The organism is Vibrio jasicida CAIM 1864 = LMG 25398 (assembly GCF_000400365.1).
Taxonomy (GTDB): domain Bacteria; phylum Pseudomonadota; class Gammaproteobacteria; order Enterobacterales; family Vibrionaceae; genus Vibrio; species Vibrio jasicida.
Map to the genome: position 1 here is coordinate 56,601 of NZ_BAOG01000084.1, position 11,444 is coordinate 68,044.

Sequence of the window (11,444 nt, forward strand, 5' to 3'; positions counted from 1 at the left end):
TGTTATGTTTGCTAACTCGCCAGGGGGAGGCGTTATGAGTATCAGCAACACAGTCACCAAAGTTGAAGAGTTCGAATATGACAACGCAACGACAGGAAGCGGAAGTCCTGAACTTGAAAAAACATCTAAAAAAACCAAAGCAACAGCTCGCGAAGAGTTTGATGCGAGCAATAAAAGTCTAGATGCGACACAACTGTACTTAGGCGAAATTGGCTTTTCACCACTACTCACAGCAGAAGAAGAAGTACTTTACGCTCGTAGAGCATTACGTGGCGATGAAGCTGCCCGTAAGCGAATGATCGAAAGTAATTTACGTCTTGTCGTGAAGATCTCTCGTCGTTACAGCAATCGCGGTTTAGCACTTCTTGATCTTATCGAAGAAGGCAATCTGGGCTTGATCCGTGCGGTTGAGAAGTTTGATCCTGAACGAGGTTTCCGTTTTTCAACCTACGCAACGTGGTGGATTCGCCAAACGATTGAGCGTGCATTGATGAACCAAACTCGCACCATTCGTTTGCCAATTCATGTGGTTAAAGAGCTAAACATTTATCTGCGTACCGCACGTGAACTTTCTCAGAAGCTCGACCATGAACCAACGGCAGAAGAAATTGCAGCTCAGCTAGATATTCCAGTTGAAGACGTAAGTAAAATGCTTCGCCTTAACGAGCGTATCAGCTCTGTCGATACACCTATCGGTGGTGATGGCGAGAAAGCGCTACTGGATATAATTCCTGATGCAAACAATTCGGATCCCGAAGTATCCACTCAAGACGATGACATCAAATCCTCGTTGATTGACTGGCTAGAAGAGCTAAATCCAAAACAGAAAGAAGTACTTGCTCGTCGTTTTGGTTTACTTGGCTACGAGCCATCAACGCTTGAGGAAGTGGGACGTGAGATTGGTCTAACACGTGAACGTGTACGTCAGATTCAAGTTGAAGGTTTACGTCGATTGCGCGAAATCTTGATTAAGCAAGGTTTGAACATGGAAAACCTGTTCAACGTGGAAGTCGACTAGGACAGCCCTGCTTTAAAGGTGAATTTAGAATAAACAAAAGGCTATGGGAAACCATAGCCTTTTTGCGTTTTATTGAAGATGCGTCAGATTAGAGCATCTTCCTCAAGCGGTAAAGCTCTTCCAATGCCTGACGTGGCGTTAGATCGTCAGGATCAATATTCGACAGTGCTTGCTCTACATCGCTTGGCTCTGGGATCAAGCTTAGTTGGTTTGCTACATCGACAGCACTTGGTCGTGAAGAGTCATTACCTTGACCTAATTGCTCAAGCTGAGACAGTTTGTTGCGCGCATTCTTGATCACGGGTTTTGGAACTCCTGCCAACCCAGCAACAGCAAGGCCGTAAGACTTGCTTGCTGCACCTTCTTGGACTGCGTGCATAAAGGCAATGCTGTCACCGTGCTCTACTGCATCTAGGTGGACGTTGGCAAGATTTGGCAGTTGGTTTGGCAGTTCAGTCAACTCAAAATAGTGCGTTGCAAACAGGGTCATTGCGCCTATTTGTGTGGCTAGCCATTCTGCACTTGCCCATGCTAAAGAAAGACCATCATAAGTACTGGTACCGCGGCCGATCTCATCCATTAACACCAAGCTGTTTTGAGTCGCGTTATGAAGAATATTTGCTGTTTCGGTCATTTCTACCATGAAGGTAGAGCGCCCGGAAGCAAGGTCATCGGATGCGCCAATACGAGTAAATATACGATCCAAAGAGCCGATATGAGCTGATTCGGCTGGTACGTATGAACCAATGTGAGCCATCAAAGCAATCAACGCAGTTTGGCGCATGTAGGTCGATTTACCACCCATGTTTGGACCAGTGATGATCAGCATCTTACGGTCTGAGCTTAACTCTATTGGGTTAGCAATAAATGGTTCACTGGTTACTTGTTCCACAACAGGGTGGCGGCCTGCTTGAATACTGATACCGGCTTCTTTATCTAGAGTCGGGCGACAGTAATCTAACGTGTCTGCACGTTCGGCAAGGTTTTGTAAAACGTCCAACTGAGAAATCGCTGACGCAAGGTTTTGCATTTTCTCAAGGTTTGGCATCAATAAATCAAACAGCTCTTCCCACAGTTTCTTCTCTACTGCTAACGCTTTTGACTTAGAGTTTAGAACCTTGTCTTCATGCTCTTTCAACTCTGGAATGATGTAGCGTTCTGCATTTTTCAGTGTTTGTCGACGCACATAATGTGGTGGAACCAAGTGGCTTTGGCCACGACTAACCTGAATAAAGAAACCGTGTACGGCGTTGTAGCCTACTTTTAGTGTATCAATACCGTGGCGCTCACGTTCGTCTACTTCGAGCTTTTCTAGATACTCGGTTGCGCCATCTGCGAGTTTACGCCATTCATCAAGCTCAGCGTTGTAGCCCTCTGCAATCACACCACCCTCGCGAATAACCACTGGTGGATTTTCTTTGATTGCACGTTCTAGCAGATCACAGACATCATCAATTGGCGCGGCAAATTGAGCCAATTTAATTAGGTAAGGATGCGCCAGAGAAGACGTTACACTTTCCAATTCTGGGAGTTGTTGCATTGCGTAACGCAGTCGAGCCATATCGCGAGGGCGAGCAGAACGAAGTGCTAAGCGAGCCAAAATACGCTCAATATCACCAATTTGTTTGAAAATTGGTTGAATGTCGGTGAACAAGCTTTGATCTTTGATTTCGCTGATCGCATCTAAGCGATTGTTCAAGGTATCAATACAGCGCATTGGTTGGTGTAACCAGCGCTTGAGCATACGACTGCCCATTGCGGTCGCACAATGATCTAAGACTTCCGCAAGCGTGTTATCAGTGCCACCTGATAGGTTTTGTGTTAGCTCAAGGTTGCGACGAGTCGCTGCGTCAAGAATCACAGAGTGATCTTGTCTGTCGTAGGTGAGTGAACGAATGTGTGGCAGGGCAGTACGTTGAGTGTCCTTTACATATTGAATCAAACAGCCAGCGGCACACAAACCAAGTGATGCGTGTTCAACACCAAAGCCCACTAAGTCACGAGTGCCAAATTGTTGGTTAAGCTGTTGCTTCGCAGTATCGAGCTCAAACTCCCAAACAGGGCGGCGGCGGTTACCATTACGGTTAGACATGAGGTGAACGGCCTCAAAATCTTCAGGGAAAAGTAGCTCTCGTGGGGCCGTACGTTGAAGTTCTGCTGCCATCGCTTCTTCGGTTTCAGGCTCAACCAATTGGAAGCGTCCAGAAGTCACATCCAATGTCGCGTAACCGAATTTACCATTGTGTTGGTAAACCGCTGCAATCAGGTTGTCGAGACGCTCAGACAGCAGTGCTTCGTCGGTCACCGTACCAGGGGTGACGATACGCACTACTTTACGCTCAACCGGACCTTTGCTTGTCGCTGGATCGCCAATCTGTTCACAAATCGCCACAGACTCACCAAGCTGAACAAGTTTGGCTAAATAACCTTCAACGGCGTGGAATGGAACGCCAGCCATTGGGATAGGTTCACCTGCCGACGCACCGCGTTTAGTCAACGAAATATCAAGCAATTGAGATGCGCGTTTTGCATCGTCGTAGAAGAGTTCGTAGAAGTCGCCCATGCGGTAAAACAGCAAGATTTCAGGATTCTCAGCCTTTAGCTTGAGGTATTGCTGCATCATCGGAGTGTGTTTTTGTTCAGCTTTCACAGGTAAGTACTTTTGTTTATTTCCGTAGCGGCTTAGGATACGTGAATCCCTATCAAGTAAAAAGAGACAAAGGGCATTTTTGGCTATGGAAAGAGCAACAAAATTGAGTGCTGATTTAGGGGCATTATTGGCTAAGCATGGGCATGTTTTAACGACGGCAGAATCTTGCACTGGAGGTGGGGTTGCAACAGCAATTACTGATATTGCAGGTAGCTCTGCTTGGCTAGACCGCGCATTTGTGACCTACAGCAATGAAGCTAAAATGGAAATGCTTGGTGTACAAGCTTCAACATTAGAAGCGCACGGTGCTGTGAGTGAGCCAGTCGTGATCGAAATGGTGCTGGGCGCCCTAAATCATTCAAATGCAACTATTGGAGTCTCGATAAGTGGCATAGCAGGCCCTAGCGGTGGAAGCGAAGAAAAGCCTGTTGGGACGGTTTGTTTTGCCTTTGCAGATAATCAGAATTGGCAGCAAGTGGAAACCATGCATTTTACGGGTGATCGTGCGCAAGTTCGCAAAAAAGCGATTGAGCATGCACTGACTCAACTGCATCAGTATTTGATCTAGAATTTCTTTAATTGTCGTAGCCCAGTTTTGATAAGGGCTGGAGCAAATAGTAGGTTTAGGTCTGCCAAATTTTTTTCATACAGGTATAGACACTGTATGAATCAACAGTATAATAACTTTCATTGATGAGCAGTTCTTCTGCTCAAGAAAAATGAATTATGATTCATCGCCCAAAGAAGATGAATAAATCGGAGAAAGTAATGGACGAGAACAAACAGAAAGCGCTCGCCGCTGCGCTAGGTCAAATTGAAAAGCAATTCGGTAAAGGCTCTATCATGCGCCTTGGTGATAACCGCGCAATGGACGTAGAAACCATCTCAACGGGTTCTCTTTCTCTTGATATCGCTTTGGGTGCTGGTGGTCTGCCAATGGGTCGTATCGTAGAAGTTTACGGTCCAGAATCTTCAGGTAAAACAACGCTAACTCTAGAGCTTATTGCAGCAGCGCAACGTGAAGGTAAAACTTGTGCATTTATCGATGCGGAGCACGCGCTAGATCCTGTATACGCGAAGAAACTAGGTGTTGATATCGATGCTCTACTTGTTTCTCAGCCTGATACGGGTGAGCAAGCTCTTGAGATTTGTGACGCACTTGCACGTTCTGGTGCTATCGACGTCATGGTTGTCGACTCTGTTGCGGCACTTACTCCAAAGGCTGAAATTGAAGGCGAAATGGGCGACAGCCACATGGGTCTTCAAGCTCGTATGCTTTCTCAAGCAATGCGTAAGCTTACAGGTAACCTAAAGCAGTCTAACTGTATGTGTATCTTCATCAACCAAATTCGTATGAAGATTGGTGTGATGTTCGGTAACCCTGAAACCACTACTGGTGGTAACGCTCTTAAATTCTACGCTTCTGTTCGTCTAGATATCCGCCGTACTGGCGCAATCAAAGAAGGCGATGAAGTTGTGGGTAACGAAACGCGCATTAAAGTGGTTAAAAACAAGATTGCTGCACCGTTTAAAGAAGCGAATACGCAAATCATGTATGGCCAAGGCTTCAATCGTGAAGGTGAATTAGTCGACCTAGGCGTTAAGCACAAGCTAGTAGAAAAAGCGGGGGCATGGTACAGCTACCAAGGCGATAAGATCGGTCAAGGTAAAGCGAACGCTTGTAACTACCTACGTGAGCACACCGAAGTGGCAAAGACTATCGATGCTAAGCTACGTGAAATGCTACTTTCTCCTGCTTTACCTGAAGCGCCAGAAGCCGGTGAAAAATCAGAGCAAGAAGAAGAGTTTTAATCTTTTCTTCAATTAATATCTAACAAAGCCCTGCGATGCGGGGCTTTGTTGTATCTGCTGAAATCAAAACCGTTAAAAATAAAGGGCAGATTAATATCAATCCCAGTAAGTAGGTGAGCAGAGCTGGCACAGCAACAAGCTAGAGTGAGCAGTTATTTACTACGATTGTTTTAGAGTCTGTACAGCAAAAATAGTTTTAGGATCATCATGTACCAAAAGCGTCAAGCTCCGACGTTGTCGAGCAAAGAAGCGGCGATTCAGCTACTAAGCCGTCGTGATCATGGACAATACGAGCTCTATCAAAAGCTGGCTCTAAAAGGTTATGAAGAGGCCGATATCGAAGTGGCCATCAACTTTTGCCTCGACCACAATTACTTAGATGACTTACGTTATGCCAAAAGTCAGATTCGCCAACACGTCTATAAAGGGCATGGTGAAAGGAGAATTCGACAGGAGTTGAATCAAAAACGCGTGGCTGAATCCATCATTGAAACAGCGATGGAAGAGGAACCACAAGACTGGTTTGAACTGGCAAGAACGGCGGCTGAGAAGAAATTCAAAGGAATGAAAGCCAAAGACCAGAAAGAATACGCTAAACAGGTGCGATTTATGCAATATCGTGGCTATAGTTTTGACCAAATCAGCTATGCGTTGAGCTTTGATGACGAAGATTAGCGGTCAGTAGCTCACACTGTTTTTTGTTTTGCTTCAAATTTTTTCCTCTAATGCCTCTTTTCCGCAAGAAAACTAGTCGTAGCTGATTGCATGATCTACAATACGGCAAAATTCTAACTCGACTATTTTCAGGAAGAGCTGCATGTACATGAGCACTGATGAGGTTCGTAACGCGTTCCTCAAGTTCTTTGAGAGCAAAGGACACCAAATCGTAGAAAGTTCATCGTTAGTTCCACATAACGACCCAACCCTGCTGTTCACAAACGCGGGTATGAACCAATTTAAAGATTGTTTCTTAGGCTTAGAAAAACGAGCCTACACTCGAGCGACTACGGCTCAACGTTGTGTACGTGCTGGTGGTAAACACAACGACCTGGAAAACGTTGGCTTCACTGCTCGTCACCACACATTCTTTGAAATGCTAGGTAACTTCAGCTTTGGCGATTACTTCAAAGAAGACGCTATCGCGTTCGCTTGGGAATTCCTAACAGTAACCCTTAAGCTGCCAGCAGACCGTCTACTCGTAACCGTTTACGAAACAGACGACGAAGCATTCGATATCTGGAACCAAAAAGTAGGCGTTCCAGCAGACCGCATTATTCGCATTGGCGACAAGAAAGGTGGTAAACCATACGAGTCAGATAACTTCTGGCAAATGGGTGACACAGGTCCTTGTGGTCCATGTACTGAAATCTTCTACGATCACGGTGAGCACATCTGGGGTGGCCGTCCTGGCACACCAGAAGAAGATGGTGACCGTTTCATCGAGATCTGGAACAACGTATTCATGCAGTTCAACCGTCACGCAGACGGCACTATGGAACCGCTACCAAAGCCATCGGTAGATACTGGTATGGGTATCGAGCGTATCTCTGCAATTATGCAAGGCGTTCACTCAAACTACGAAATCGATGTATTCCAAGCTCTTATCAAAGCTGCTGCTGAAGTGATTGGCTACGAAGATCTATCAAACCAATCGCTACGCGTTATCGCTGACCACATCCGTTCATGTTCATTCCTGATCGTTGATGGCGTTATGCCTTCAAACGAAGGTCGTGGTTACGTTCTACGTCGTATCATCCGTCGTGCAGTTCGTCACGGTAACAAGCTGGGCGCACAAGGTGCATTCTTCCACAAACTGGTTGGTGTACTAGCGGAAATCATGGGTACGGCTGGTGAAGAGCTGAAGCGTCAACAAGCTGTGGTTGAAAAAGTACTGCGTATCGAAGAAGAAAACTTCGGTCGTACACTTGAGCGCGGTATGGCGATTCTAAACGAAGCACTAGATAACATTTCTTCGCAAGGAACGGACGGTAAAGTACTAGACGGCGAAACCGTATTTAAACTTTACGATACTTACGGCTTCCCAGCTGACTTAACTAATGACGTTGCACGTGAACGTGAGTTTGCAATCGACGAAGAAGGTTTCGAGAAAGCGATGGAAGAGCAGCGTCAACGTGCGCGTGAAGCTGGTAACTTCGGTACTGACTACAACGCAGCAATTAAAGTTGATACGCAAACAGAATTCTGTGGTTACACAGGTACTAAAGGCTCTAGCTCTGTAGCGGCGATGTTCGTTGAAGGCAACGAAGTAGAATCTCTATCTGCTGGCGACAAAGCAATCATCGTGCTTGGTGAAACACCATTCTACGCAGAGTCAGGCGGTCAGTGTGGTGACGCTGGTGAGATCCGTACTGAAGCTGGTGTATTCCGTGTTGAAGACACTCAAAAACTAGGTAACGCAATCGCACACCACGGTGTAATGGCTGAAGGCGTTCTAGCAAAAGGTGATGAAGTTGCCACTATCGTTGACGCAGAGCGTCGCGCTGCAATCTCTCTAAACCACTCAGCAACGCACTTGCTGCATGCTGCACTTCGCCAATTACTTGGTGAGCACGTAACGCAGAAAGGCTCTCTAGTAAAAGCGGATAGCCTACGTTTCGACTTCTCACACTTAGAAGCGGTAACGGCAGCTGAGCTAAAAGAAGTTGAGCGTCTAGTAAATGCTCAAATTCGTCGCAACCACACGATTGAAACTAACGTGATGGATATCGAGTCTGCCAAGAAGAAAGGCGCAATGGCGTTGTTCGGCGAGAAGTACGACGACGAAGTACGCGTACTGTCTATGGGTGACTTCTCTACTGAACTTTGTGGTGGTATCCACGCTTCAAACACAGGTGACATCGGTCTATTCAAGATTACATCTGAAGGTGGTATCGCAGCAGGTATCCGTCGTATCGAAGCGGTAACGGGTGAAGGTGCGCTAGACGCAATCGAAGCTCAAGCGGCTAAGTACGAAGAGAAACTGGCTGAATCAGCGCAGAAAGCAAAATCTCTAGAGAAAGAAATCCAGAAACTGAAAGACAAGATGGCTGCGGCAGAAAGCGCAAACATCATGGGTAAAGTTCAGGATATCAACGGTACTAAAGTACTGATTGCTGCTCTAGAAGGCGCAGATAACAAGAACCTACGTACTATGGTTGATGACATCAAGAACCAAGTAGGTAGCGGTGTAATCCTTCTTGCTAACGTGAACGATGACAAGATCGGTCTGATTGCAGGCGTAACCAAAGACCTTATCGGTAAAGTGAAAGCAGGTGACCTAGTTAAGATGGTTGCTGAGCAAGTTGGCGGTAAAGGCGGTGGTCGTCCTGATATGGCGCAAGCTGGTGGTACAGATGTATCTGCACTACCAGAAGCGATTCAATCAGTACAGCCATGGCTAGAAGAGCGCTTATAAGCTTTTAACATCCTTTACGCTCAATCAAAGTTATTTGATTGAGCGTAATTTTTTTTATAGTAACCAAGTGGTTTAATTGACCGTATTTTAACCAGGTTATTTACGTCACTTGGTTTTTGTTGTAACTACCGCTTATATAATTTTGCAATCAATAGAATATGAAGTGGTCCTAATGAGACTTTGGTCTTGGGAAGGTGAAGACTGGTGAAAAAGCCCCTTATCGTGCAAAAGTTTGGCGGAACTTCTGTGGGTTCAATTGAGAGAATCCACCAAGTCGCTGAACACATCATTAAGGCGAAAGATGATGGTAATCAAGTTGTCGTTGTTGTGTCTGCAATGTCAGGCGAAACAAATCGATTGATGGATCTAGCTAACCAAATAGATAGCGTTCCAACAGCTCGAGAACTTGATGTTTTGCTCTCTGCTGGTGAGCAAGTGTCGATGGCACTACTGGCAATGACCCTTAATAAATTGGGTTATGCTGCTCGCTCACTTACCGGAGCACAAGCGAACATTGTGACGGACAATCAACACAATGACGCGACGATTAAGCACATTGATACTTCTACGATCTTTGACTTACTTAAGCAAGATCAAATCGTTATCGTGGCAGGTTTCCAAGGTGTGAATGAAAATGGGGATATCACCACATTAGGTCGAGGTGGCTCTGATACGAGCGCAGTGACACTTGCAGGCGCGTTAAGTGCTGATGAGTGCCAAATCTTTACCGACGTTGATGGTATATATACTTGTGACCCTCGTGTAGTGAAAAACGCTCAGAAATTGGACGTTATCGATTTTCCTTCTATGGAAGCGATGGCGAGCCGAGGAGCGAAGGTACTGCATCTACCTTCTGTGCAATACGCATGGAAGAATAATGTGCCACTACGTGTGCTTTCGACCTTCGATATTAATGAAGGCAGTTTGGTGAAAGGGGAGGCGGGTAAGCAAGCCGTTTCCGGTATAGCGATTCAACGTGACCTTGCCATAATTGAAGTCGACAGTGACCACCTGTCTAGTGTCGCAAAGCAATGTCAGATGTTAGGCATCGACATTTGGAATGTGATCGAGGAAACAGAACGAACAGGTATCATGATAAAACAAGATGCATGTGCCAAGTTGGATCTGGTGTTCAGCGATAAAATCCGTAATAGTGAAGTAGTAAGCCTGTTGACCGCAGTGGGGCTTGAAGCCAATGGAATGGTTGAGCACGCATGCGATTTGTTGGCACAGCAAGATATTGCAATTAATTTCTGCTCAACGAATGCACTCACTATGATGCTAGTCTTACCACCAGAGTGTGTGGATACAGCAGCAAATATTCTCCATGATGCTTACATTAGATCGAGTGAAGCATTAAGCATTCAGCAAAAACATGCCTTTTTAGGCTAATTTTCCGTAACAAGGTAGTTTACGAAAATATAACTTTTGTTGGATAATAGCTTTGTAGCAAGAAAATTTAGAGATTACTCAAGGAGCAAAGAATGCTAATTTTGACTCGCCGCGTAGGCGAAACACTGATGATTGGTGATGAAGTGACTGTAACTGTACTAGGTGTTAAAGGTAACCAAGTACGTATCGGCGTTAACGCTCCGAAAGAGGTTTCAGTTCACCGTGAAGAAATCTACATGCGCATTCAAGCTGAAAAAGGCAATGGTAACGTTGCTTCTGGTAACTACTAAGCTGCTCCTGTTTATAGAGCTTAGTTTGAATGAAAAAGGCTAGCCATTGGGCTGGCCTTTTTAGTTTTAGATAAATGTCATTTTTTAAGAGAAGATTCTCTTTTTTTCATCATAATAGAGTGATAAAGTTTGTTTAATAATCACTTTGATTAAATCCGCATCGGTTAAGCGATTTTTGCGTTTTTTTTCAAAGAAAGTGTTTGACATATTTTCGGTAAAACGTAATATGTGCCTCCGCAAGACGGTGAGGTGGCCGAGAGGCTGAAGGCGCTCCCCTGCTAAGGGAGTATACGGTTTATCCCGTATCGAGGGTTCGAATCCCTCCTTCACCGCCATTCTTGCAACGTTGATTTATCAACAAAAGTGCGTCCTTAGCTCAGCTGGATAGAGTACCTGGCTACGAACCAGGCGGTCGGAGGTTCGAATCCTCCAGGACGCGCCATATCTCTTTTGAGATATAACAATGAAAACGGTGAGGTGGCCGAGAGGCTGAAGGCGCTCCCCTGCTAAGGGAGTATACGGTTTATCCCGTATCGAGGGTTCGAATCCCTCCTTCACCGCCATTCATTGACTGGCCCGTTGGCCTTTTTTTTGTTTCGTAAGAAATGAAATGTGATGTACTTCACACCTTCCTAGCAAGAAGAATTGCGCGTCCTTAGCTCAGCTGGATAGAGTACCTGGCTACGAACCAGGCGGTCGGAGGTTCGAATCCTCCAGGACGCGCCACTATTTAATAATTCGTTTGATAAACGGGTTATACAAAGTAAAATAAAGATTATTGCGCGTCCTTAGCTCAGCTGGATAGAGTACCTGGCTACGAACCAGGCGGTCGGAGGTTCGAATCCTCCAGGACGCGCCACTCTTTAG

8 protein-coding genes and 5 tRNA genes are annotated in these 11,444 nt (G+C 45.6%); 12 read left to right on the top strand and 1 reads right to left on the bottom strand.

All coding sequences use genetic code 11. The features are described 5' to 3' along the window. The first annotated feature begins 34 nt into the window (after window positions 1–34). Window positions 35–1,018 carry an RNA polymerase sigma factor RpoS gene (rpoS, locus tag VJL_RS20950; protein ID WP_038870341.1) on the top strand — a complete coding sequence of 328 codons (984 nt, stop codon included), beginning with the start codon at window positions 35–37 and terminating at the stop codon, window positions 1,016–1,018. An 88-nt stretch (window positions 1,019–1,106) separates the two neighbouring features. Here the strand turns inward: rpoS and mutS are convergent, their stop codons facing one another. Further along, window positions 1,107–3,668 (bottom strand): DNA mismatch repair protein MutS, encoded by a 2,562-nt coding sequence (gene mutS, locus VJL_RS20955; RefSeq protein WP_038881214.1) that lies wholly within the window; start codon window positions 3,666–3,668, stop codon window positions 1,107–1,109. A gap of 85 nt (window positions 3,669–3,753) precedes the next feature. Between mutS and pncC the strand changes: the two genes are divergently transcribed. The 11 genes from pncC to VJL_RS21010 all read left to right on the top strand — a co-directional run bounded on the left by pncC (window position 3,754) and on the right by VJL_RS21010 (window position 11,436). Then, window positions 3,754–4,236, top strand: coding sequence for a nicotinamide-nucleotide amidase (gene pncC / locus VJL_RS20960; protein WP_038881216.1), 483 nt, complete (start codon window positions 3,754–3,756; stop codon window positions 4,234–4,236). A gap of 200 nt (window positions 4,237–4,436) precedes the next feature. Next, complete coding sequence (gene recA / locus VJL_RS20965; RefSeq protein ID WP_038870267.1) at window positions 4,437–5,480, top strand: recombinase RecA; 1,044 nt, start codon at window positions 4,437–4,439, stop codon at window positions 5,478–5,480. A gap of 207 nt (window positions 5,481–5,687) precedes the next feature. Next, complete coding sequence (recX, locus tag VJL_RS20970) at window positions 5,688–6,155, top strand: recombination regulator RecX (RefSeq protein WP_038870265.1); 468 nt, start codon at window positions 5,688–5,690, stop codon at window positions 6,153–6,155. Window positions 6,156–6,297: 142 nt separating this feature from the next. Beyond that, complete coding sequence (alaS, locus tag VJL_RS20975; RefSeq protein WP_038881218.1) at window positions 6,298–8,895, top strand: alanine--tRNA ligase; 2,598 nt, start codon at window positions 6,298–6,300, stop codon at window positions 8,893–8,895. Between the two features lie 204 nt (window positions 8,896–9,099). After that, the gene (locus tag VJL_RS20980) at window positions 9,100–10,287 is read left to right on the top strand and encodes an aspartate kinase (RefSeq protein ID WP_038870262.1); all 1,188 of its coding nucleotides are present in this window, start codon (window positions 9,100–9,102) and stop codon (window positions 10,285–10,287) included. A gap of 92 nt (window positions 10,288–10,379) precedes the next feature. Then, window positions 10,380–10,577 (top strand): carbon storage regulator CsrA, encoded by a 198-nt coding sequence (gene csrA / locus VJL_RS20985; RefSeq protein ID WP_004415691.1) that lies wholly within the window; start codon window positions 10,380–10,382, stop codon window positions 10,575–10,577. A gap of 243 nt (window positions 10,578–10,820) precedes the next feature. Next, window positions 10,821–10,912: transfer RNA gene (locus VJL_RS20990), tRNA-Ser, on the top strand. 30 nt (window positions 10,913–10,942) lie between these two features. Beyond that, window positions 10,943–11,019 (top strand) — tRNA-Arg (locus tag VJL_RS20995). A gap of 29 nt (window positions 11,020–11,048) precedes the next feature. Continuing rightward, window positions 11,049–11,140 (top strand) — tRNA-Ser (locus VJL_RS21000). A gap of 86 nt (window positions 11,141–11,226) precedes the next feature. Continuing rightward, window positions 11,227–11,303, top strand: a tRNA-Arg gene (locus VJL_RS21005). A 56-nt stretch (window positions 11,304–11,359) separates the two neighbouring features. Then, window positions 11,360–11,436: transfer RNA gene (locus VJL_RS21010), tRNA-Arg, on the top strand. Window positions 11,437–11,444: the final 8 nt, after the last annotated feature.

Coding starts and splice junctions, on each gene's coding strand:
- recA (WP_038870267.1), top strand. CDS start 4,437: ATGGACGAGAACAAACAGAAAGCGCTCGCCGCTGCGCTAGGTCAAATT.
- alaS (WP_038881218.1), top strand. CDS start 6,298: ATGTACATGAGCACTGATGAGGTTCGTAACGCGTTCCTCAAGTTCTTT.
- csrA (WP_004415691.1), top strand. CDS start 10,380: ATGCTAATTTTGACTCGCCGCGTAGGCGAAACACTGATGATTGGTGAT.
- recX (WP_038870265.1), top strand. CDS start 5,688: ATGTACCAAAAGCGTCAAGCTCCGACGTTGTCGAGCAAAGAAGCGGCG.
- rpoS (WP_038870341.1), top strand. CDS start 35: ATGAGTATCAGCAACACAGTCACCAAAGTTGAAGAGTTCGAATATGAC.
- pncC (WP_038881216.1), top strand. CDS start 3,754: ATGGAAAGAGCAACAAAATTGAGTGCTGATTTAGGGGCATTATTGGCT.